The 21,812-nt window shown below is 61.1% G+C and carries 19 protein-coding genes; 11 read left to right on the top strand and 8 right to left on the bottom strand.

Features of this window, described 5'->3' with window-relative positions:
- Positions 1-172 precede the first annotated feature (172 nt).
- A complete protein-coding gene (locus tag ENTMO_RS0103425) occupies positions 173-1,261 on the top strand; it encodes a cellulase family glycosylhydrolase (RefSeq protein ID WP_010427277.1) in 1,089 nt (362 codons plus the stop codon).
- 50 nt (positions 1,262-1,311) lie between these two features.
- Positions 1,312-2,706 carry an MFS transporter gene (locus tag ENTMO_RS0103420; protein ID WP_010427275.1) on the top strand — a complete coding sequence of 465 codons (1,395 nt, stop codon included), beginning with the start codon at positions 1,312-1,314 and terminating at the stop codon, positions 2,704-2,706.
- 79 nt (positions 2,707-2,785) lie between these two features.
- Here ENTMO_RS0103420 and ENTMO_RS0103415 read toward each other — a convergent pair whose 3' ends face one another.
- Genes ENTMO_RS0103415 through ENTMO_RS0103400 form a run of 5 tightly spaced genes read right to left on the bottom strand, consistent with a single transcriptional unit; the run spans position 2,786 to position 7,546 of the window.
- Entirely contained in the window at positions 2,786-3,598 is an 813-nt protein-coding gene (locus ENTMO_RS0103415; RefSeq protein WP_010427273.1) for an alpha/beta fold hydrolase, read from the bottom strand.
- Between the two features lie 30 nt (positions 3,599-3,628).
- A complete protein-coding gene (locus ENTMO_RS26810) occupies positions 3,629-4,492 on the bottom strand; it encodes an MFS transporter (RefSeq protein WP_272941834.1) in 864 nt (287 codons plus the stop codon).
- Positions 4,438-5,271 (bottom strand): MFS transporter, encoded by an 834-nt coding sequence (locus tag ENTMO_RS26805; protein ID WP_272941833.1) that lies wholly within the window; start codon positions 5,269-5,271, stop codon positions 4,438-4,440. Before ENTMO_RS26805 ends, ENTMO_RS26810 begins: the two co-directional genes overlap by 55 nt.
- Positions 5,268-5,675 (bottom strand): DoxX family protein, encoded by a 408-nt coding sequence (locus ENTMO_RS0103405; RefSeq protein WP_010427271.1) that lies wholly within the window; start codon positions 5,673-5,675, stop codon positions 5,268-5,270. Before ENTMO_RS0103405 ends, ENTMO_RS26805 begins: the two co-directional genes overlap by 4 nt.
- Positions 5,675-7,546 (bottom strand): amidohydrolase, encoded by a 1,872-nt coding sequence (locus tag ENTMO_RS0103400; RefSeq protein ID WP_010427269.1) that lies wholly within the window; start codon positions 7,544-7,546, stop codon positions 5,675-5,677. The genes ENTMO_RS0103405 and ENTMO_RS0103400 overlap by 1 nt, the downstream gene beginning before the upstream one ends.
- A gap of 217 nt (positions 7,547-7,763) precedes the next feature.
- Here ENTMO_RS0103400 and ENTMO_RS0103395 point away from each other — a divergent pair, with 217 nt between their 5' ends.
- The 5 genes from ENTMO_RS0103395 to ENTMO_RS0103375 all read left to right on the top strand — a co-directional run bounded on the left by ENTMO_RS0103395 (position 7,764) and on the right by ENTMO_RS0103375 (position 14,986).
- Positions 7,764-8,450: a hydrolase gene (locus tag ENTMO_RS0103395; protein ID WP_008501349.1), complete on the top strand. Its 687-nt coding sequence runs from the start codon at positions 7,764-7,766 to the stop codon at positions 8,448-8,450.
- 61 nt (positions 8,451-8,511) lie between these two features.
- Positions 8,512-8,733: a DUF1427 family protein gene (locus ENTMO_RS0103390; protein WP_010427266.1), complete on the top strand. Its 222-nt coding sequence runs from the start codon at positions 8,512-8,514 to the stop codon at positions 8,731-8,733.
- Positions 8,730-8,990, top strand: coding sequence for a XapX domain-containing protein (locus tag ENTMO_RS0103385; protein ID WP_010427264.1), 261 nt, complete (start codon positions 8,730-8,732; stop codon positions 8,988-8,990). Before ENTMO_RS0103390 ends, ENTMO_RS0103385 begins: the two co-directional genes overlap by 4 nt.
- 23 nt (positions 8,991-9,013) lie before the next feature.
- Complete coding sequence (locus tag ENTMO_RS0103380; RefSeq protein ID WP_010427261.1) at positions 9,014-9,394, top strand: response regulator transcription factor; 381 nt, start codon at positions 9,014-9,016, stop codon at positions 9,392-9,394.
- A 9-nt stretch (positions 9,395-9,403) separates the two neighbouring features.
- On the top strand, positions 9,404-14,986 hold the full coding sequence (locus ENTMO_RS0103375) for a trifunctional serine/threonine-protein kinase/ATP-binding protein/sensor histidine kinase (protein WP_010427259.1): 5,583 nt from the start codon (positions 9,404-9,406) through the stop codon (positions 14,984-14,986).
- Between the two features lie 21 nt (positions 14,987-15,007).
- Here ENTMO_RS0103375 and ENTMO_RS0103370 read toward each other — a convergent pair whose 3' ends face one another.
- Positions 15,008-15,607 (bottom strand): response regulator transcription factor, encoded by a 600-nt coding sequence (locus ENTMO_RS0103370; protein ID WP_010427257.1) that lies wholly within the window; start codon positions 15,605-15,607, stop codon positions 15,008-15,010.
- Between the two features lie 185 nt (positions 15,608-15,792).
- Positions 15,793-16,179 carry a VOC family protein gene (locus ENTMO_RS0103365; protein ID WP_010427256.1) on the bottom strand — a complete coding sequence of 129 codons (387 nt, stop codon included), beginning with the start codon at positions 16,177-16,179 and terminating at the stop codon, positions 15,793-15,795.
- An 88-nt stretch (positions 16,180-16,267) separates the two neighbouring features.
- On the opposite strand from ENTMO_RS0103365, the gene ENTMO_RS0103360 reads away from it, so the two are divergent.
- Positions 16,268-16,870 carry an ATP-dependent Clp protease proteolytic subunit gene (locus ENTMO_RS0103360; protein WP_008501342.1) on the top strand — a complete coding sequence of 201 codons (603 nt, stop codon included), beginning with the start codon at positions 16,268-16,270 and terminating at the stop codon, positions 16,868-16,870.
- Between the two features lie 136 nt (positions 16,871-17,006).
- Positions 17,007-18,128 carry a ribosomal protein uL16 3-hydroxylase gene (locus tag ENTMO_RS0103355; RefSeq protein ID WP_010427254.1) on the top strand — a complete coding sequence of 374 codons (1,122 nt, stop codon included), beginning with the start codon at positions 17,007-17,009 and terminating at the stop codon, positions 18,126-18,128.
- Positions 18,129-18,166: 38 nt separating this feature from the next.
- Here ENTMO_RS0103355 and ENTMO_RS0103350 read toward each other — a convergent pair whose 3' ends face one another.
- Complete coding sequence (locus ENTMO_RS0103350) at positions 18,167-18,352, bottom strand: hypothetical protein (RefSeq protein WP_010427252.1); 186 nt, start codon at positions 18,350-18,352, stop codon at positions 18,167-18,169.
- 258 nt (positions 18,353-18,610) lie between these two features.
- Between ENTMO_RS0103350 and ENTMO_RS0103345 the strand changes: the two genes are divergently transcribed.
- Both ENTMO_RS0103345 and foxA read left to right on the top strand, forming a co-directional pair.
- On the top strand, positions 18,611-19,564 hold the full coding sequence (locus tag ENTMO_RS0103345) for a helix-turn-helix transcriptional regulator (protein WP_010427250.1): 954 nt from the start codon (positions 18,611-18,613) through the stop codon (positions 19,562-19,564).
- 139 nt (positions 19,565-19,703) lie between these two features.
- Complete coding sequence (gene foxA, locus ENTMO_RS0103340; protein WP_010427249.1) at positions 19,704-21,794, top strand: ferrioxamine B receptor FoxA; 2,091 nt, start codon at positions 19,704-19,706, stop codon at positions 21,792-21,794.
- Positions 21,795-21,812: the final 18 nt, after the last annotated feature.

Below are 21,812 nucleotides of genomic sequence, written 5' to 3'. Positions count from 1 at the left end.
TTCGCGACTTCGCATCATACCCTAACCGCACGCTTTAGCGCCGTCGATCACGTTTCTCATTCATCGAAGCGTGAACTTTGTGAAGGGCATCGCTTTTCTAAACGCCGTGATTTGCGCATTTATCCCGCAACTAATATTTATTAGCTAAATATTATCAGTAAGAGGACGCGTAATGAAAGAGCAGTGGAGCAGGGAGCAGGCACAGGCGTGGTATCAGCAAAAAGGCTGGCTGTGCGGGTTTAACTATCTGCCGTCGACGGCGGTGAACTGGACCGATATCTGGCAGGCAGAGACCTTCGATGCCGCCACCATCGAGCGCGAGCTGGGCTGGGCGGCGGAGGCGGGCTACAACACCCTGCGCATCAACCTGCCGTTTATCGTCTGGGAGCATGACCGCGACGGGCTGATGGCGCGCATCGACCGCTTTTTGACGATTGCCGACGGCCGCGGCTTCAGCACTATGCTGACCCTGATGGACGACTGCGGTTTCTCCGGCGACGAGCCGTATCTCGGCCCGCAAAAGCCGCCGGTGCCGGGCAAGCACAACAGCCAGGCGGCGGCGAGCCCGGGGCGCGATAAGGTGTGCGATCCGGACTGCTGGCCGCAGATTGAGCGCTATATCCGCGACGTTGTGCGCCAGTTTCGTGAAGACGGGCGCGTGCTGCTGTGGGATCTCTATAACGAGCCGGGCAACCGCGGCATTTTCGCGACCGGCACGCAGGAGGTGCAGTACGACGCGAAGCTGGAGACCTGCGCCCACGCGCTGATGAAGCTCGCATTCCAGTGGGTGCGTGAGGAGGATCCGACCCAGCCGCTCACCGTCTGCGCGTGGCGTCTGCCGCCGGAAGAGGAGGGCGAGACGTTCTTCCGGCATCCGCTGGACCAGACCGCGCTGGCGCTCTCGGACGTGGTGAGCTTCCACGCCTACACCCACACCGGCCGGATGACGGCGATTATCCAGCAGCTGCAACAGCTTGGTCGCCCGCTGTTCTGCACCGAATGGCTGGCGCGCCACGTGGGCAGCACCATTGAAGAGCAGCTTCCGCTGATGTACGCGGCGAAGGTCGCGCCGTACCAGTGGGGGCTGGTGCGCGGCAAAACCCAGACGTGGCTGCCGTGGCCGGTGGTAATGAAGGAGTCCACGGACTACTGCCGCCTCTGGTTCCACGACGTGTTCGAGGAGAACGGCATTCCGTTCTCGCGCCGTGAAATCGCCCTGATGCAGCAGCTGCGCAAGATCGCCCCGAAGGCACAAGGCTAATAATATCGACCCGGCGGCCGACCGCCGGGCAACCAGGCAGGCATATATCAATGGCAACGACAATGAAAATACCGTCTCGCGAGCTGTGGTCTTATTTTGGTTATGGATTAGGTCAGTGTTTTAGCTTTGGTTTAGTGGGTTCGTTTATTAACTATTTTTACACCGACGTGCTGGGGATTTCGGCGCTGGCGGCGAGCACCATCTTCCTGATTGCCCGCGCGTGGGACGCGGTTCACGATCCGCTTTTTGCCAGCATTATGGATACCATTAACAGCCGGTTCGGCAAGTTTCGCCACTTTTTGCTGATTGCGCCGCTGCTGATCACCGGCGTCACGCTGCTGTCGTTCTATAAAATCGAAGCGGACATGACCACCAAAATCCTCTACGCCGGGGTGACCTACATCCTGTGGGGGACGCTGTACGCCATCTCCGATATCCCGTTCTGGTCGATGTCGTCGGTGATGACCAACGACTCCGCCCAGCGCACCCGCGCGGTCACGGCGGCGATGCTCGGGGTGAACGCGGGGATTGCCTGCGCCAATATCTTCTTCCCGAAGCTGGCGGCGTTCTTCGCCCAGTACAGCAACGATAAAGGCTACTTTATGGCGGCGCTGGTGATGATGCTGGTGGGCCTGCCGCTGATGCTCAACGGCTTTATGCAGATCAAAGAGCGCGTGCCGCCGAGCCCGGAAAAGGTGACCATCCGCGACACCTTCCACAACCTGCGTCAGAACAAACCGCTGTTTATCGTCCTGCTGTCGTTCTTCTTCTGCGTGTTCCATAACGTGGCGGGCGGTCTCTATATCTACTTCTTTATCAACAACCTGGGCGACGGCAGCCTGCAGATGGCGATTGGCGTGATGGGGATTGTGGCGGCGGTGCTGTGCCTGGTTGCGCCGATGCTGACGCGCCGGATGCAGAAGCGGAAGCTGTTTATGATCCTCTGCGGGCTGGACGTGGCGGTGCGCGTGGTGATGTGGTTTGTCGGGTATCAGCAGGTGACGATGCTGTTTATTCTGCTGGGACTGAGCACGCTGTTCGTGATGATGACCAACATCCTCACCTCGTCGATGATTGCCGACACCATCGAGTGCGCGGAGTACCACACCCACAAGCGCTGCGCGGCGATCACCTTCTCCGGTCAGACCTTTACCGGCAAGATGTCGGTGGCGGTGGGCGGCGGGCTCATCGGCGTGTTCCTGACGATGATCGGCTACGTGCCGCAGGCGCAAATCCAGAGCGAAGGCGTGCTGTCGGGGCTGTTCTTTGGGATTTGCCTGCTGCCGGCGATTGGGTCGCTGATCCGCATCGTGTTTATGTCGCGCTTTACCTTCACCGAGGAGAAGCACGCGGAGATTTGTCGGCTGCTGGCGGAGCGGAACGCGTCTGCGAAAGCGCCGGGTGGCGGCTGCGCCTTACCCGGCCTACAGGACCAGCCCTTGTAGGCCTGATAAGCGAAGCGCCATCAGGCTTCGCATTTAGGGAAGGGGCAGCAGGCTTCGCAGGGGGGGAGGTAGAACCCCGTTAAGCGGGGGCGGGCCGATCTTCGTTGAGCTGGTCCTGGTGGGTCAGCGCGAAGCCGTGCGGCGCGTTGTCGTACACCTTCAGCGTGGCGTTTTTGATCATCTCCGCCGCCAGCTTGCCGGTGCTTTCAAACGGCACGATCTGGTCGTTGCTGCCGTGGATCACCAGCGTCGGCACGTCGATTTTCGCCATATCCTGGCGGAAGTCGGTTTCGCCGAACGCGGTCACGCAGTCGATGGTGCCCTTCAAAGACGCCAGCAGGGCGATGTTCAGCGTCTGGGTCAGGGCACCGGCAGAGACGGTCTGCCCGGCGTTGATGCCGTAGAACGGGGTGGCGAAGTCGCTGATAAATTGGGCGCGATCTTTACGCAGCCCGTCGCGAATACCGTCAAACACGCTCTGATCCACACCCTGCGGGAAGGAGTCGGATTTGCCGAAGATCGGCGTCACCGCGCCCAGCAGCGCCAGACCGGCGACGCGCGCGCTGCCGTAGTTGTTAATGTAGCGCGTCACGTCGCCGCCGCCCATGGAGAAGCCCACCAGCGTCACGTCCTGCAGGTCCAGGGTGGTAATCAGGTCGTTGATGTCGGACGCAAAGGTGTCGTAGTCGTAGCCGTTCCACGGCTGATCCGAGCGGCCAAACCCGCGACGGTCAAAGGCGATGGCGCGGAAGCCGCGCTCGGCCAGGTAGTTCAGCTGGCTGTCCCACATGTCGCCGTCCAGTGGCCAGCCGTGGCTGAAGAGAACCGGTTTGCCCGCGCCGCAATCTTTGTAGTAAATCTGCGTGCCGTCTTTTGCCTTAAACGTTGCCATAGTGTGTTCCTGTGCAGGTGATGATTATGGTTATACCGGCGCGACCAGGTAGCGAATTGCCGGTGATGTTGTGCCCTGATGAAAAGCCAGAACGCGGCTCTGCAGCAGGAGGTCATTCATGGTGTGGCGCTCCTGCTGGCGCAGATGCTCAATCCAGGAGCCCATCAGGAAGGTCTCGATAAACAGGCCGGGACGCTCGATATCTTCGTATACCGCCCAGCTCATCGCCCCGGCGCGGCGGCGCACACGGCGCAGCTCGTGGACCGCCTCGAGGAAGGCCTTGGTGTTCTGCGGGTCGATGATGTACTCGTGCGACACCAGTACCGGACCGCGCTCGTTCGGCAGGTCAATCTCCACGCCGTCCAGCGGCTGGCCGCTCAGGTCGAGGTTCAGGTCAGGATCTTTGCCCAGCTTCCAGCGGAACACCGTCGCGCTCGCCAGCACCATCCCCAGCGTGGCGACCACCAGCGAGGTCGGGGTGCCGAACTGCGACGCGATCTGCCCCCAGATGGCGCTGCCCGTGGTCATCGAGCCGAAGAACACCGTCAGGTAAACCGCCAGCGCGCGGGCCTTCACCCAACGGGCGGCGCTGCGCTGCGCGCCGAGGTTGAGGGTCGACAGCACCGCAATCCACGCGAAGCCGGTGAAAAACTCAAACAGGTTGAGCAGCCAGAAGTGGCGTACGAACGCCAGCGCCAGCATGGTGAGAGCAAACGTCAGGCTGGCGGCCACCATCAGGCGGTCGGCGTTCAGCCGCTGGCGCAGACGCGGCAGCAGGATGGCCCCGGCAATCGCCCCCAGGCCAATGCAGGCCAGCATCACGCCGTAGCCCGCCGGGCCTAAGCCCAGCTCGCGGCGCGCCACCAGCGCGAAGGCCACCGTGCGCACCAGCACGTTGCGCAGCACCGGCGCGTGCCGAAAACGAAGAAGGCCACGGTGCGCACCAGCACGTTGCGCAGCACCGGCGCGGCGTGCACGTAGCGAATCCCGGAGCGCACCGCCGAGAAGAAGTGCTCCGGCGGCAGACGCTGAATGGACGGAGCCGGACGCCAGCGCCACAGCACCCACGCCACGCCAACCACGGAGAGCGCGTTCAGGGCAAACACCATCCACGGCCCGGCGAGCGACAGCAGAAAACCGCCCAGTGCGGGGCCAATCGCCCGGCTGATGTTCACCCCGAGCGAGTTCAGCGCCACGGCGGCGCCTAGCTCGGGCTTGCTCACCAGATCGGGCACCACGGCCTGGAACGGCGGCGAACTCATCGCCGCGCCCACGCTCAGCAGAAACGTCGCCACCAGCAGAACGGCGGGGGTAACGTGTCCGGTGAAGGAGAGCACCGTCAGCCCGGCGGCGGCGATGAACACCCACAGCTGGGAGAAGAGCAGGTATTTACGTCGGTCGATGATGTCCGCCATCACCCCGGACGGCAGGGCGAAGAGGAACATCGGCAGGCTGCTGGCCGCCTGCACCAGCGCGATATCCAGCGGATCGGCGCTCAGGGTCAGCATGCTCCAGTTGATGCCGACGTCGCTCATCCATGAGCCGACGTTAGAGACCACCGTGGCGATCCACAGCATGCGGAACACCGGCTGGCTCAGCGGCTGCCAGGGCGAAACCGTCGGTGCGGGCGTCGTCTCGACGTGTGCGTCGCGAACGTCGTTAACCTGGGTCATGCAAACCTCTCCGTTGCCTTACGCTGCAGCCGCCACTGGCCCGGCCCGGTGAGGGCAAGGGTGGTGAAGATAATCAGCAGCAGCCAGCCAAACTGCCCTTCGGCAATCGACCAGTTCGGGTGGACCGCCAGCATCGCCACCAGCAGCACGGCGATAATCGGCAGGCACGCCAGGCGGGTGTAAACCCCCGCAATGATAAACAGCGGGCAAATCACCTCGGCGACAATCGCCGGGATCAGGCTCGCCCAGGGCCCGAAGCCGAACGGATCCTCAATGCGCGTCAGCTCTTCGCTGAAGTGCAGCACCTTCGGCAGGCCGTGCACGTACAGCAGCAGCAGGCTGCCGGTCAGGCGCAGGAAGAACAGCCCCAGGTCGACCCGGGGCGGGGCAATCGTATTTTTCATCAGAATGCAAAGCAGCTGCAGCCCAGCGCCCCCCAGAAAGCGTTATCGTCGGACACCGGCATCTCTGAGGTGCGAGCGAAATCATGCTGGTGGCTGTGAACGCCGCACGGGCCGCTGCAGTGGTGGATAGGGCTCAAGCCGACGCGGGCGGCCTGCGGCGGCGCGCTGCGGTAGTGGCCCGGCACCTTCACCACCGGGGACCACTCGGGCAGGACCGGAATGGCAGGCGGGGAAAGCGGGCCAAAGCTGCCTGCGGCGTAGACGATGTCGCCGTTTACCACCGTCAGGACGGACTCGATGCCCTTGATCTCCTCTTCCGGCACGCGGAAGAAGTCTTTGCTCAGCACCGCCAGATCGGCGAGCTGGCCGACCTTGATCTGCCCCTTCTGATTCTGCTCGCTGGAGAACCACGCGCTGCCCTGGGTCCAGAGCATCAGGGCGGTATCGCGGTCCAGACGGGCGCTGTGGTCGTACATCTGCATCCCGCCGACGGTGCGGCCGGAGACCAGCCAGTAGAGCGCGGTCCACGGGTTGTAGCTCGCCACGCGGGTGGCGTCCGTCCCTAAGCCTACCGGCACGCCGGTCTCGAGCATTTTCGCCACCGGCGGCGTGTGGCGGGTGGCTTCGATGCCGTAACGCTCGGCGAAGTATTCGCCCTGGAAGGCCATGCGGTGCTGCACGGCAATGCCGCCGCCCAGTTCTTTGATGCGGTCGATGTTGGCCTGGGTGACGGTTTCAGCATGGTCGAAGAACCAGTGCAGGCCGTTGAACGGAATGTCGCGGTTCACCTTCTCGAACACGTCCAGCATGCGGCTGATGGATTCGTTATAGGTGGCGTGCAGGCGGAACGGCCAGCGGTGCTCCACCAGATGGCGCACCACGCGCTCCAGCTCGTCCTCCATGCCCGGCGCGAGGTCCGGGCGCGGCTCGAGGAAGTCTTCAAAATCGGCGGCGGAGAAGACCAGCATCTCGCCCGCGCCGTTGTGGCGGAAGAAGTCGCTGCCCTGGCCCGGCGTGAGCATGTCGGTCCATTTTTCAAAGTCTTCCAGCTCGTGGCCGGGACGCTGGGTAAACAGGTTGTAGGCGATGCGGATGGTCATCTGCTTTTTCTCGTGCAGCTCGGCAATCACCTCGTAATCTTCCGGGTAGTTCTGGAAGCCGCCGCCCGCGTCGATGGCGCTGGTCAGCCCCAGGCGGTTCAGCTCGCGCATGAACTGGCGGGTGGAGTTGACCTGCTGCTCCAGCGGCAGCTTCGGCCCTTTGGCCAGCGTGGCGTAGAGGATCATGGCGTTCGGACGGGCAATCAGCATCCCGGTCGGGTTGCCGTTGGCATCGCGCTGGATCTCCCCGCCCGGCGGGTTTGGCGTGTCTTTGGTGTAGCCGACTACCTTCAGCGCGGCGCGGTTGAGCAGGGCGCGGTCGTACAGGTGCAGGATGAAGACCGGGGTGTCCGGCGCGGCGTCGTTAATTTCGTCGAGGGTCGGCATGCGGCGCTCGGCAAACTGGAACTCGGTCCAGCCGCCCACCACGCGCACCCACTGGGGCGACGGTGTGCGCAGGGCCTGCTCTTTCAGCATCCGCAGGGCGTCGGCCAGGGACGGTACGCCTTCCCAGCGCAGCTCGAGGTTGTAGTTCAGCCCGCCGCGGATCAGGTGCAGGTGCGAGTCGTTCAGGCCGGGGATGGCGGTGTGGCCTTTTAAGTCAACCACCTTAGTGCCGTCGCAGTGGTGTTGCATCACCTCGGCGACGGTACCCACTTCCAGAAATTTTCCGTCGCGCGCGGCAACGGCTTCCGCGACGGGGTTTTCGCGATCGACGGTGTGAAACTGGCCGTTAACCAGAATGAGATCGGCTTTACCGAGGGTAACCATAACTGCTCCTGACTGAGAGGGGAATGGTCAGGATTATGGGAACCGGTTTCGGCAAAGATCCAGTTATACAATAGGATAGGTATACCAAAGTATAACTATACCTAAGGTTAACTATACGAAGAGATAATTACGCGCAAAGACGGAAAACCGCAGGATGAGGGTGATTTTATCGTCGCGGCGCTCGCGGCGATTTCACCCTTAACCACTGGAAAATGCTATGACCTCTTCAAAGCTCGAAGTGTTAACCCCTGCGAACTGTCAGATCATCTTTATCGATCACCAGCCACAGATGGCGTTTGGCGTGCAGTCTATTGACCGCCAGGTGCTGAAAAACAACACCGTGGCGCTGGCGAAAGCGGCCAAAGTGTTCAACATCCCGACCATCATCACCACCGTAGAGACCGAAAGCTTCTCCGGTAACACCTACCCGGAGCTGCTGGACGTGTTCCCGGGCCAGGACATTCTGGAGCGTACCTCCATGAACTCCTGGGACGACCAGAAGGTGCGCGACGCGCTGAAGGCCAACGGCAAGAAGAAGGTGGTGGTTGCCGGCCTGTGGACCGAAGTGTGCAACAACAGCTTCGCCCTGTGCGCGATGCTGGAAGGCGACTACGAAATTTATATGGTGGCGGACGCGTCCGGCGGCACCTCCAAAGAAGCCCACGACTACGCGATGCAGCGCATGATCCAGGCGGGCGTGATCCCGGTGACCTGGCAGCAGGTGATGCTGGAGTGGCAGCGCGACTGGGCGCGTAAAGAGACCTACACCGCGGTAATGGATATCGTGCGCGAGCACTCCGGCGCGTACGGCATGGGCGTGGATTACGCCTACACCATGGTGCACAAAGCGCCGTCTCGCCAGAAGAGCGAGCACCGCACCTTAGCGCCGGTTCCGGCTCGCTAAGTTCCGCTGGCGGGCTGGTCCCTCATCCGGCTCGCCGCTGCCTCTTTCTCTGGAGTTCACAATGAGTACTGGGCTGATATCCCTTGCCGCAGGCGTGTTGATTGGCCTGATGTATGCCGTACTGAAGGTGCGCTCTCCCGCACCGCCCGCGCTGGCGCTGATTGGCCTGCTGGGGATGCTGGCGGGTGAACAGGCGACGCGCCATCTGTTATCCCGCGACGGCGCGCCGCCGCCTCAGGTGACCGTTCCACAGGCGACATCGCAGACGGGAGCGTCCTCATGAAAGCGTGGATAATTTCGCTGGTGTGCGGCGTGGTTGCTGGGGTAATTTACGCTCTGCTCGACGTCCATTCCCCGGCGCCGCCGGTTGTCGCCCTGCTTGGCCTGTTTGGCATGCTGGTGGGCGAACAGCTCATTCCGGTGGGACGGCGTTTACTGAGTCGCGAACCGCTTACCCTCGCCTGGTTTCGTCACGAATGCGTGCCGAAAATCAGCGGCACGGCGCCCCCTGCGCCCGCGAAGGACGATCGCGACGTTTAATGATTGACCAGAGGAAAGACAGCATGACGCTGCCGTGGCGCATTGCCATCATTGATGACGAACGTTCCGTCCGCAGCGGGCTGAGTAATCTCCTGGAGTCGGAAGGGTATTCGACCGATACGTTTGATTCGGCAGAGGTGTTTCTCAGCCATCCTCTCGCCCTGTCCGGCGCGGCGCTGGTGATCGCCGATATCAAGCTGCGGGGCATGAGCGGCCTGGAGCTGTTTGACAAGCTGCGGCTGCTGGCCGTACCGCCTCCGCCCGTGATCTTTATCTCCGGTCATGCTGATGAAAATATGCAGCGGTACGCTCTTAATCTGGGCGCCGCTGCATTTTTGCGTAAGCCCATTAACATCGATATTCTGCTGGATCATCTTCAGCGGGAGCTGGCCCGCCGACAATAAGGATCGCGGATGAACGAACACGAGCAGCCTGCATTCTGGCCCGCCCAGGGGAATCTTCACCAGGGGCGGGTTTTTGTCCTTAAAGAGGATGTGATTTTTACCGTGCTGGCGCAGGAGGGCGGTATCGCCTGGATGCACGCGCGACATCCCCATTCCGGCGGCTCGTTCATTATCGCCACCGCGGTCAGCGACGAAGAGGAAGAGCGGGCCACCCGGCTGCTCAAAAACGAGTTTGCGCTGCGCGATATGCTGCAGGACAGTTGGGCCATCCGCGCCGTTGCCTCCACCCAGTACCGCGGGCGCTTCGCGCTGGTGTACGCCCCGTTTGCGCTTGAGCTGCTGGCGCGGCGCGCGGGCAGGGCGATCTCGGGCATCGCGCGCTTTATCGAGATGGCGATCCAGATCTGCGTTCCCCTGCGCCAGATGCATTTGCAAAACCTGATCCACGGGGATATCAAGCCCGGCACGATTTTTGTTCAGCACGATGCCACCTGCCGTCTGGGCAGCTTTGGTCTTTCCAGCAGCCTCTCCGATGCCATCACCCAGACCCGGCTTGCCGTTTCAGGCGGTACGCCCGCGTATATGTCGCCGGAGCACACCACCCGCACCCAGCGCCCCGTCGACGGCCGCAGCGATCTTTACAGTCTCGGCATGGTGCTGTATGAACTCCTGACCGGACGCCTGCCGTTTGAGCTGGGGGAGGACGATCGGGCCAACTGGGCGCACTACCATATTGCCTCGGCGCCGCTGGCCCCGGACGCGATCCGCCCGGACGTGCCGGAAATGCTGTCGACCATCATCCTGAAGCTGCTGGAAAAGCACCCCGATAACCGCTACCAGACGGTCGACGGGCTGATTGCCGACCTCCGCCGCTGCCAGGCAACGCTGACCTGCGAGGGCGAGATCGTCGCCTTTACCCCCGGCCAGCAGGATCGCACCCCGGCGATCCAGCTGGCGGACTCCTTGTTCGCGACGCATCCGCAGGCGAACGACGTCATTGCCGCGTTTGAGCGGGTGGGGCAGAACCTGGTGCCGGAGCTGGTGACGATCGGCGGACCGTCGGGGATCGGCAAATCCTCAATTATCGCGACGGCGCTCAAAACGCTGCAGCAGCGTACGGTGCTGCTGGCGGTAGGCAAAGTCGATCAGTTTTCACCGTCGCTGCCCTATGGCGTATTAAGCTCCGCGTTCCGCACCCTGACGCTGCACCTGCTGGGGCTGCCCGCAGAGGACGTGGCGAAGTGGAAAATCCGCCTCTCCCGCGCCCTGGAGGGGCACGAGGCGCTGGCCGTCAGCCTGGTGCCCGAGCTGGGCCTGCTGCTTGAGAGCAAGCCGCGCTTCTCGGCGGATACGTTTTCCATTGATGCCCGGGCGCGCTTCAGCCATATGGTGCTGGCGCTGGTAAAAACCTTTGCCTCGCAGGGCTGCCCGCTGGTGCTGGTGCTCGACGATCTCCAGTGGAGCGACGCCGCCAGCCTGCACACGCTCAAATATCTGCTGATGAACTGCGGCGCTGTTCCGCTGCTGGTGGTTGCGGCCCACCGGGATATCAGTTCCGTGTCCGACGCCGCCCTGCAGGCGCTGCTGGCAGGCCTGCCGGAGGCGGCGCAAAACGCGAGCGAGATTGTCCCGCAGGCGCTTTCCGTGAAAGCGGTAGCGCGCTGGCTGGCGACGGTATTTCGCACCCGCAGCGCGGCGACGACCGACCTCGCCACGCTGATCCACGAGAAGACGGGCGGCAACCCGCTCTTTGTGCATGAGTTTTTCCGCCGCATCGTCGATGACGGCCTGGTGGTGCACAACAAATATCAGGACAAGTGGCACTACGATCTGCAGGCGATCCGCGCCAGGCATTACACCGAAAACGTCGTCACTCTGGTGCTGGAGCAGCTCGAAGAGCTGCCCGACGAGACGCGCCGCCTGCTGGGCAGCATCGCCTGCCTCGGCGGCACGGGCGAGATGGAGATGATCTGCCGCGTGGTTGGCCTGTCGATGGCGGAAATGCGCTATGCGCTACACCCGGCGGTGATGGCCCAGCTCATCGTGCTGACGGAAAAAAAGTATGCCTTCACCCACGACCGGGTGCAGGAGGCGGCCTTTGCGCTGCTGGATCGGCATGAGAAAAGCCATATTCACCTGACCACCGCCAGCCTGCTGGCCGACGCCGCGCGTCAGGCGGCGGGGAACGAGCTGCTGTTCCGCGCCGTTCACCACGTCACGGCCGCGCTGGACAGCATCCAGCCCGCGCCGCAGCGCCAGATGTTCCGCGAGCTGAGCCTGCTGGCCGCGCGACGCGCGAAGCGTTCGGGAGATTACCTTTCGGCGCTCGGCTATATCCAGACCGCCAGAGCGCTGGGCAACGCCGGGACGGTGTCAGACTTTATGCTCGATATCGAAGAGGCGGGCTGCGAGTTTGCGCTGGGGCATCTGGAGCGCACCCGCGAGCTGTGTGACGCCATTCTCGGCTGCCCCGGCGGGCTGACCGAAAAGGCGCTGGCGGCCAACCTGCTGGTGGAGGTGTACATTCGCCAGTCGGACAGCCGTCTGGCGCTGGAGGCGGCGCTCTGCTGGCTGGGGATTTTCGGGATCCAGATTAGCCGTTATCCGGAAGATGCCGACTGCGACGAGGCCTGGGCGCTGTTTTGCAACCGCACGGCCGACGCGCCGCAAAACCTGTTTGCCCAGCTGTCGCGGATGGATAACCCGGAAACCGAAGCGGTGATGAACCTGCTCTACAGCGCCAGCATTTGCGCCAGCTTCATCTGCCCGCGCCTGCATTTCTTACTGCTCTGCCGCATGATGCACCTGACCCTCGACCACGGCATTACCGGCGCGTCCACCACGGCGATGGCCTGGTTTGGCGTGCTGATGGGCCACCGCTACGCCGAGTACCGCCTCGGGTTCCAGTACGGCACCCTGGCCCGCGAGCTGGTCAATCGCCACGGCTACGATGCCTTCGAAGCCAAAACCCTGCTGCCGCTCGACCAGCTCAGCGTCTGGACCCAGCCTTTATCGTTTACCATCGAGTGCGCGAAGGCCTGCTTCACCTCGGCGGTGACCCACGGGGATATGACGATGGCCTGCTTTGCGGCCTGCCACCAGGTGATTAACTTCCTCTCGCGGGGCGACCACCTGGACGGGGTGCTGACCAGCATCGATCGCGGCCTGGCGTTCGTGCGTAAAACCCACTTCCAGGACGTGGAAACCATTTTGATGGTTCAGCGCGGCTACGTTGAGTTCCTGCGCACGCCGGTCATCGGCACCTGGACCGCGTCGCAGGTATTGCCCGAGGCGCTGCTTCCCGCGTCGCCGGAGCAGGCGCCGGAGAAGAACGCCACCATGCTGTTCTGGTACTGGCTCTACCGCGGCATGGCGCACTTTACCTGCGGGGAGTATGCCGACGCGCAGGCGGATCTCGAGATGGCGGGCTGGTACGCGTGGTCTGCGCCGGGGCACATCCATCTGCTGGACTACCATCTTTACAGCGCTCTGGCGCTCTCCCGTCAGCTGACGCCGGAGACCTTCTCGGCGAATCACCGCCGCAGCATTCACGCCCACTACGACAAAATTGCCCTCTGGGCGCGCATTAATCCCGGCACGTTCGCGGATAAAGAGGCGCTGATCTACGCCGAAATCGTGCGTCTGGACGGGATGAACAGCATTGCGCTCGAGCAGTATGAGAAGGCGGTCCGGCTCTCCCGCGAGGGCGGGTTTAACCCGATTAACGCCCTGGCCCACGAGCTGGCGGGGCGCTTTACGCTGGCCTGCGGCTACCCGACCGCCTCGGACGCGCACTTCCGCGGCGCGATTGCCGCCTGGGGACGCGCGGGCGTGCAGGCCAAGGTACGCCAGCTGGAGCAGGATTTCCCGCACCTGCTGGCCTCCGGGCAGGCCAGCGCCTACGACACGGTGGCCTTCGCCCAGAACGAGACCATCCGCGATCTGCAAAGCGTCATCAAAGCCTCCCGCGCGCTGTCGGAGGAGATTAACCTTGAGCGCTTAATCGAAAACCTGATGACCATCCTGCTCGAACGCGCCGGGGCGCAGCGCGGCCTGCTGCTGCGCGTGAGCGAGAGCCTCATCCCGGAGATCGAGGCCAGCGCCTGGACCAGCACCGAGGGCGTGCGGGTGCGGATCCTGAAAGATGTGCCGACGGCGACCGACCTGCCGCTGTCGGTGCTGGCGGCGGTGATCCGCACCGGGCAGGAGATCCGCACCGGCAGGCCGGAGGAGTTTCATCCTTTCAGTCAGGATCCCTATCTGGTGACATCCGGAGCGGCGGTGATGTGCGTCCCGATGTTCAAACAGGCGCGGCTGGTGGGGGTGCTGTACCTGGAAAATCGCCTGATGCCGGAGGTCTTCACCGCAGAGCATTCGCGCGTGGTGAGCCTGCTGGGCGCGCAGGCCGCGGTATCCCTGGAGACGGCGCGGCTGTACGCCGAGCTGCTGGCGGAGAACATCCAGCGCCGACGGGTGGAGAAAGAGCTGCGATCCAGCCAGACCTCGCTGATGCTCGGCGAGCAGATCAGCCACACCGGCAGCTGGCGCTGGGAGCTGGAGCAGGATCTGATGTTTGTCTCGGAAGAGTACGCCCGCATTCTTGGCCTGCCCGAGCAGCAAAAGATGATCTCCATGGCGGAGTTTTTGACTTTCGTTCATGAGGACGATTACGCCCGCATCAGCGCCATCGTTACCCGGAGCGTGCGCGACGGGCTCTCCATGCGCGCGGAGTTTCGCGTTAAGCGTACCGACGGCTCAACCCGCTACATCCTCGGGATTGGCGATCCGGTGGGCGTGGGCAGCGAAGTGAACGAGTATTACGGCATCATCACCGATATCACCAGCCAGCGCGCCGCGGAGGATGCCATGCGGGTCGCGCAGGCGGATCTGGCGCGGGTGTCCCGGGCCACCACCGTCGGGCAGCTGACCTCCTCCATCGCCCACGAGATCAACCAGCCGCTGATGTCGATCGTCTCGAACGCCGGGGCGAGCCTGCGCTGGCTCAACCGCGAGCCCGCCCGGCTGGATAAAGTCCGCGAAGGGCTGGAGGAGATCGCCGCGGAAGGCGCGCGGGCGGGGGAGATCATCCGCAGCATTCAGTCCCTGACGCGTAAGCAGGATCCCACCTTCTCGCGCATCGATATGCACTACCTGATCCACCATATCATCACGCTTTCGCGCAGCGAGCTGGAGCAGCGACACATTAGCGTTGATTATCTGTTAAGAGCGCAGGACAGCTTCATCACCGGCGATAGCGTGCAGATCCAGCAGGTGCTGTTGAATCTGGTGATGAATGCGGTAGAGGCGATGGCCGAGGTCAAGGATCGCGCCAGCACCATTACCCTCAGCACCGCCAACGCGGACGGGAAAGTGATCGTCGAGATCGCCGATACCGGGAGCGGCATTGAGCCCGAGCGGCTGGAGCAGATTTTTGACTCGTTCTACTCCACCAAAGCGCAGGGGATGGGGATGGGGCTGACCATCAGCGCCAGCATCATCGAGCGCCACTGCGGGAAGCTGAGCGCGCGCCGCCGGGAGCCGTTCGGCACGGTGTTTGCGTTTGCGCTGCCGCTGGCGGCACAGGAAGGGTAAAGTTTACTCCGCAGGCAGGCTTTAGGTCAGGCGCTCAACGGCCCTGACCAGCTCCGCCACGGAGCGCACCTGCATTTTCTCCATCACGCGGCGACGGTGCACCTTAACCGTGATCTCGCTGACGCCAAGCTCGGCGGCAATCTGCTTGTTCAGCATGCCGCTTATCGCCAGCGTCAGCACCTCATGTTCACGCGGGGTGAGGGACAGATGGCGCTGCTTCAGGGCGTAGTGCTCTTTATTGCGCTCGGCGTTGTGTTCCGCCAGCTGAAGCGCGGACTCGATGGCGTCGATAAGCGCGTTGGATTCGACGGGCTTGGTGAGAAATTCGTACGCGCCGCCTTTAATGGCGCGCACCGACATCGGGATAGTGCCGTGGCCGGTAAGAAAAATAATCGGGATCTCGCGCCCGCTGTCCTTTAGGGCGTCAGCCACCTCAAAGCCCGAGATGGTGGGCATTTGCATATCGAGGACCACGCACGACGGTAGCTCTTCAAAGCGGTGTTGAAGAAACGCTTCTGCCGATGAAAAGCCGACGGCGTTCAGGTCTGCCGAGTCCAGCAGCCCGATTACGGACTGTCTGACTGCGTCATCGTCATCTACCACATACACAATGTGTTCCATTCACCGCCCCGGTGCTGATTGACATGTCGAGGATGCAAACAGTCCCGACGCTTACGTAAGAGACTGTTTATGCTGACTTTCATCTTAACACATTAACTATCATTATCATTTAACAATATGATAACCGTATGAAGATGAAGTATAGCGATACGTGACCGGGGCGGTTAAGCAACGAAACGCTGATTTTATGCACCGACAAGCTCAATGCGGTTGCCGTCCGGATCCGCGATCACCGCTTCATAGAAGCCGTCTCCGGTCATGCGCGGGGCGCTGAGCAGCGTGCCGTTTGCCTGTGCCCTCTCGGCCATGCCGTCGACCTGCGCTTTGCTGCCGACGTTGATGGCGATATGCGCCCAGCCGATAAACTCCGGGTGGGCAGGGGCGTCAGGCAGATCCGGCAGCGTCATCAGCTCGATGGTCGGCCCGTTATCCAGCGTAATAAAGTGAGATTCGAAACCGGGACGATTTTTACTGACGTAGCGTTCGTTACTGCGGCCATTAAAAACCGTTTCCCAGAACTGAACCTGCGCCTCGAGGCTGCGGGTCCAGAGTGCGACATGGGCAATATGCATATGCTCCCTCGTTATTTGTCTGTGAGGACTTTGATCGGTAAAACAGGCTACACTCTGGTTTTGAGCGCTACAAGCTGAGGAAATAACAATGCACTACACACTGAAAGAAAGCGACAAGGATAAAGCGGAAGGGTCAAACGGCGCGGGCGCTCTGCAGCAAAAACTGCTGGAGTCTCGTTCGATTGTGATCTCCGGTGAGATCAACCAGGAGCTGGCGCAGAAAGTGATCACCCAGATGATCCTGTTGCAAAGCGTCAGCAACGATCCGATCAAGCTGTACATCAACAGCCAGGGCGGCCACGTGGAAGCGGGCGATACCATCCACGACTTCATCAAATTCATCCGCCCGGAAGTGCACGTCATCGGCACCGGCTGGGTGGCGAGCGCCGGGATCACCATCTTCCTGGCGGCGAAAAAAGAGCACCGCTACTCGCTGCCAAATACCCGCTTTATGATCCACCAGCCGCTGGGCGGCGTGCGCGGTCAGGCGACGGATATTGAGATCGAAGCGCGCGAGATCATCCGCATGCTGGATCGCGTGAACAAGCTGATCGCTGACGCCACCGGCCAGCCGCTGGAAAAAGTGAAAAAAGACACCGACCGCAACTTCTGGATGTCTCCGGCAGAAGCGCTGGATTACGGCATTGTGGGTAAACTGATTACCCATTATGACGAGCTGAAGCTGGATTAAGGTTTTATCGCCGTGTACGTGTCGGGTGGCGGCTTCGCCTTACCCGACCTACACGTCCTCGTTTGACCCATGACAAGTTCCCCCTCTGCCTTCTTGCCTATAATCGCGCCTGTTTCCCCTCTCACTGGTGCTATCCATGGCGTATCAACTGAACCTGAACTGGCCGGAATTTCTTGAGAAATACTGGCAAAAAAAACCCGTTGTGCTGAAAAATGCCTTCCCGAATTTTGTCGACCCGATTACCCCGGACGAGCTGGCAGGCCTGGCGATGGAGCCGGAAGTCGATAGCCGTCTGGTGAGCCATTTCAACGGCAAATGGCAGGCCAGCAATGGTCCGTTTGAGCACTTTGACGATCTGGGCGAAACCGGCTGGTCGCTGCTGGCGCAGGCGGTGAACCACTGGCATATGCCCGCGGCGGAGCTGGTGCGTCCGTTCCGCGTCCTGCCGGATTGGCGTCTGGATGACCTGATGATCTCCTTCTCCGTGCCGGGAGGCGGCGTGGGTCCGCATATCGATCAGTACGACGTGTTTATCATTCAGGGGATGGGCAGCCGCCGCTGGCGCGTGGGCGACAAGCTGCCGATGCGTCAGTTCTGCCCGCACCCGGCGCTGCTGCATGTGGATCCGTTCGAGCCAATCATCGATGAAGATCTGGCCCCGGGCGATATCCTCTACATCCCGCCTGGATTCCCGCACGACGGCTTTACCCATGAGACGGCGCTTAACTACTCCGTTGGCTTCCGCGGGCCAAACGGCCGCGATCTGATCAGCAGCTTCGCCGATTACGCCCTGGAAAACGATCTGGGCGGCGAGCACTACAGCGATCCGGATCTGACCTGTCGCGAGCACCCTGGCCGCGTGGAGCAGTACGAGCTCGATCGCATTCGTCAGATGATGTTCGACATGATTAGCAAACCGGATGATTTCACGAAGTGGTTCGGCAGCTTTGTTTCGACGCCGCGCCACGAGCTGGATATCGCAGCCGCCGAGCCGCCGTATGCGCCGGAAGAGGTGCTGGACGCGCTGCAGGGCGGCGAAACGCTGTCTCGCCTGAGCGGCCTGCGCGTGCTGAACATCAACGGCAGCTTCTTCATCAACAGCGAACAGCTGGAGACGGTAGACGCGAAGGCGGCGGATGCGCTGTGCCGCTACACCGAACTCGGCCAGGCTGAGTTGGGCGATGCGCTGAATAACCCGGCGTTTGTTGAAGAGCTCACCGGGCTGATTAACCAGGGGTACTGGTACTTCGACGAGTAGCGGAGGGCGGCGTTGAGTGAGGCTCAACGCCGCCTCGTTTAGACCAGCATATTACACGCCTTCCAGTAGTTCAGAAGGCGTTCGTCATCGCGCTCTTTTTCCGCTTTTATTTTCATCGCCTGCGCCAGATTTTCTCTCGACACTTCATGGCCTTTCTGGACGATGTCTAATACCGCTTCACCAAGAGCCAGTGAAATTTCTGTCCGATTATTGCGAATCGTCATAAATACCTCCTCGTTGGTTGCGTTAATTTAATTATGAAAGAGAAATAACCATCCGGTAATAATTCATCTCATTCTTAATTTTTTATTTCTCTCATTTTCAACGGGTACGAAAATGAAAAGGGGATAGTTTCTTCCTTATGGGCAGTAATAATCTTTCGACTCATACGGGTGCGTAATCCCGTTAAGCCCAGAGATTGCCGCCATCCCCGGTGAATGGTACTGTTTGACCTGTCCTTTTCCCCATGCAGGCGTGGCATTATGCTCCAGAGTGAAAATACATCAGCGAAACGCCTGTTTTTTGTTGAGGATTTTCAGCTATTCGGCGAGCGCTATGGCATCGACTATCGTTTTCCCCAGCTAAAAGATGCAGTCGCCACCCGCAGTCCCGTTCTCCAGGGGGACGTGGAAGAGATGACGCTCTCCTCGGGCATTTCCCTGACCCACTCCGACGTTCGCGTGTTACAGCCTTACGAAACGACCTCTCGCCACAGCAGCCCGCTCTATATGCTGGTCGTGCTGGAAGGGTGCGTCACGCTAACGCTCCGCGGTAACGAGTATGTCGTGCGATCGGGTATGGCCTTCAGCGCCTGCCTCAGTGAAGAGCAGATTATGAGCGCGCGGCACGATGCGGACAGTACCCTGAAGACGCTCTCGTTTGGCGTGTACCCCAATGACGCCAGGCGTGAAAGCCTGCTGGAAACATTGCTGCTGGAGTGGCAAAGCCGGAATGCGCCTGCCGTTGTCTGGCACGTTCCCGGATTCGTGCTCTCCGGCATTCAGCATGCACAGCAGCAGGGTGTATGCGCGTTATCACGCAGACTGCTGCTAGAGGGGCTGATGTATCAGCTGCTTGGCCATGGCCTGAATCAGTGTCAGCAACACCGTCCCTGTCGACCGGAGCATGCGCGTCTGGAACGCGTACGGTGCATGCTGGAACAGTCGCCTGAACAGAATCACTCCCTTGCCGAACTGGCCGCCCTCGCGGCAATGAGCCAAAGCAGCCTGCGCAGCAAGTTCCGCCAGCGCTATGGCTGCACGCTGTTTGATTATCTCCGCGACTGTCGGCTCGCGCTGGCCCGGCGCTATTTGCTGGAAGGCTATAGCGTACAGCAGGCGGCGTGGATGTGCGGCTACCAGCATGCCACAAATTTCTCTACCGCATATCGTCGCCGCTACGGTATTTCGCCCGGTGAGGTACGTAAAACGCAGTAATGCACTTTTCCCTTTCCTGCTAACGCTTCCCGTGCGGTTTGTCATCGCGCATAGGTAACCTGGCGGCACGCATAGCCGTTTGCTCTCTCAAAAAGGTAATAATTCTTATTAACAATAAGAATTATCTCTGGAGAGAGTTATGTTTGCTAAAACGCGTCTGGCACTGCTGGTGGGATGGGTTACCGGAAGTGTCGTTTTTCCTGCGCTGGCGCAGGATGCCCAAAAAACGGATACCGTGGTGGTGACGTCGCAGATGCAGTCTGCGGCCACTAAGCTTGAAACCCCTGATATCGAAACCCCGCAGTCGGTCTCTATCGTCACGCGCGAGCAGTTCGAGGAGCAGGGCGCAACCAGCGTGCGTCAGGCGGTGAGCTACACGCCGGGGGTCTACAGTAATCAGATCGGTGCCTCAAACCGCTTCGACTATATCGTGCTGCGCGGCTTCTCCGACGGCAGCCTGGATAACATCTATCTCGATGGCCTGAAGATGATGGGAGACACCAACTCCCACAGCTCGCTGGTGATCGATCCCTGGTTCCTTGAGAGCGTAGAAGTGGTGCGCGGCCCGGCCTCCGTGCTGTACGGGCGCTCATCGCCGGGTGGGATTGTGGCTCTTACGTCCCGTAAACCGTCGTTCGATCCGGGCGGGGAGATCAAGCTTTTCGCCGGGAACAATAACCAGCGCGGGGCGATGTTCGACGTCACCGGTGCGGTTGACGATAACGACCGCGTGGCGGTGCGCCTCAGCGGGATGACCCGCTACGCCGGTTCCCAATTCGATCCGCTGAAGGAAGAGCGTTACGCGCTGATGCCGAGCCTGACCTGGCGCATCACTGACAATACCCGTCTGGAACTGATGGCCTATCTGCACCGCGATCCGGAAGGCGGCAGCCACTCGGGCCTGCCGTATGAAGGGACTGTCGTACCGCACTACGGCAAGAAAATCTCCAACACCTTCTTTGAAGGCGAGGATGATTATGACAAATACGATCGTCGTGAAAACATGGTGGGCTACAACATTGAGCACATGTTTGACAGCGGCTGGTCGGTGCGTCAGAAGCTGCGCTATGCGCATACCAAAGTGGAATTGAACCAGGTTTATGCCTCAGGCTGGTTGAATGAAACCGAGCTTAACCGCGGCTATTCGGGATCCGACGAGAAGATGAATGCCATCACGCTGGATAACCAGATCGACGGCAGCTTTGACACCTGGGCGGTGAACCACCGCGTGCTGATCGGGATGGACTACCAGGATCGCACGAATAACGTGACGGGTTATTACGGCGGATTTCCGCCGATCGACGCCTTCAATCCGGTCTACGGCGCGAAGCCGGATTACATTACGCAGTACAGCCAGGAAAAGCACAAGCTGCGCCAGACGGGGTATTACCTGCAGGATCAGATGTCCCTGGATCGCTGGCGTCTGACGCTAGGCGGGCGTTACGACCGGGTCAGCGTGTCGAATATCGACAGCTTTAACCATACCCGCAGCGATCTGGATAAGCACAACGTCAGCAGTCGCGCGGCGCTGCTGTATCTGTTTGATAACGGCGTGGCGCCCTACGTGAGCTACTCAACCGCCTTTACGCCGACCAGCTTTGCCGACGAGCAGGGCAATATCCTGGAGCCGATGAAGGGCAAGCAGTGGGAAGCCGGGGTGAAATATGAGCCTGAGGGGATGAACAGCCAGTTCAGCGCCGCGGTGTTCCGTATCAATCAGAAGAACATCGCAACCAAGGAGGAGCCAACCGATCCGTACCGTTCGATCGGCGAAATTGAGTCCGAAGGGGTTGAGCTGGAAGCGATTGGACAGTTGACGGACAGCCTGCGCATGCAGGCCGCGTATACCTATACCGACATTCGCTATAAGAAAAGTAGCCCGGAAGAGCAGGGCAAACGCGCGGTTTATGCCCCGCGTAACATGGCCAGCGCCTGGTTGAGCTACGACGTCAAAACGGGTCCGCTTGACGGCCTGACCGTGGGTTCGGGCGTACGCTATGTGAACGGCGTCACCAGCGATCGTCAGAACACCCATACGCTGCCGTCGTACACGCTGATGGATATGGTGGTGGGCTACGACCTGTCTAAGATTGGGCTGACGGGGATCAGTGCGCAGCTGAACGTTAACAACCTGACGGACAAGCGCTACGTGGCGGCGTGTAACTCGCTTTCCTACTGCTACTTTGGCGCAGAACGCAGCATTGTGGGCAGCGTTTCGTGGAAGTTCTGAAGCGTTAGCCAGCGCCCG

It is taken from the genome of Enterobacter mori LMG 25706 (assembly GCF_000211415.1).
Classification (GTDB): domain Bacteria; phylum Pseudomonadota; class Gammaproteobacteria; order Enterobacterales; family Enterobacteriaceae; genus Enterobacter; species Enterobacter mori.
This window is presented reverse-complemented; position numbering and strand designations above follow the sequence as displayed.

Bases quoted from the DNA above. Each gene is read 5' to 3' on its own strand.
- ENTMO_RS0103425 (WP_010427277.1), top strand. From the start codon at position 173: ATGAAAGAGCAGTGGAGCAGGGAGCAGGCACAGGCGTGGTATCAGCAA.
- ENTMO_RS0103420 (WP_010427275.1), top strand. From the start codon at position 1,312: ATGGCAACGACAATGAAAATACCGTCTCGCGAGCTGTGGTCTTATTTT.
- ENTMO_RS0103415 (WP_010427273.1), bottom strand. From the start codon at position 3,598: ATGGCAACGTTTAAGGCAAAAGACGGCACGCAGATTTACTACAAAGAT.
- ENTMO_RS26805 (WP_272941833.1), bottom strand. From the start codon at position 5,271: ATGACCCAGGTTAACGACGTTCGCGACGCACACGTCGAGACGACGCCC.
- ENTMO_RS0103405 (WP_010427271.1), bottom strand. From the start codon at position 5,675: ATGAAAAATACGATTGCCCCGCCCCGGGTCGACCTGGGGCTGTTCTTC.
- ENTMO_RS0103400 (WP_010427269.1), bottom strand. From the start codon at position 7,546: ATGGTTACCCTCGGTAAAGCCGATCTCATTCTGGTTAACGGCCAGTTT.
- ENTMO_RS0103395 (WP_008501349.1), top strand. From the start codon at position 7,764: ATGACCTCTTCAAAGCTCGAAGTGTTAACCCCTGCGAACTGTCAGATC.
- ENTMO_RS0103390 (WP_010427266.1), top strand. From the start codon at position 8,512: ATGAGTACTGGGCTGATATCCCTTGCCGCAGGCGTGTTGATTGGCCTG.
- ENTMO_RS0103385 (WP_010427264.1), top strand. From the start codon at position 8,730: ATGAAAGCGTGGATAATTTCGCTGGTGTGCGGCGTGGTTGCTGGGGTA.
- ENTMO_RS0103380 (WP_010427261.1), top strand. From the start codon at position 9,014: ATGACGCTGCCGTGGCGCATTGCCATCATTGATGACGAACGTTCCGTC.
- ENTMO_RS0103375 (WP_010427259.1), top strand. From the start codon at position 9,404: ATGAACGAACACGAGCAGCCTGCATTCTGGCCCGCCCAGGGGAATCTT.
- ENTMO_RS0103370 (WP_010427257.1), bottom strand. From the start codon at position 15,607: ATGGAACACATTGTGTATGTGGTAGATGACGATGACGCAGTCAGACAG.
- ENTMO_RS0103365 (WP_010427256.1), bottom strand. From the start codon at position 16,179: ATGCATATTGCCCATGTCGCACTCTGGACCCGCAGCCTCGAGGCGCAG.
- ENTMO_RS0103360 (WP_008501342.1), top strand. From the start codon at position 16,268: ATGCACTACACACTGAAAGAAAGCGACAAGGATAAAGCGGAAGGGTCA.
- ENTMO_RS0103355 (WP_010427254.1), top strand. From the start codon at position 17,007: ATGGCGTATCAACTGAACCTGAACTGGCCGGAATTTCTTGAGAAATAC.
- ENTMO_RS0103350 (WP_010427252.1), bottom strand. From the start codon at position 18,352: ATGACGATTCGCAATAATCGGACAGAAATTTCACTGGCTCTTGGTGAA.
- ENTMO_RS0103345 (WP_010427250.1), top strand. From the start codon at position 18,611: ATGCTCCAGAGTGAAAATACATCAGCGAAACGCCTGTTTTTTGTTGAG.
- foxA (WP_010427249.1), top strand. From the start codon at position 19,704: ATGTTTGCTAAAACGCGTCTGGCACTGCTGGTGGGATGGGTTACCGGA.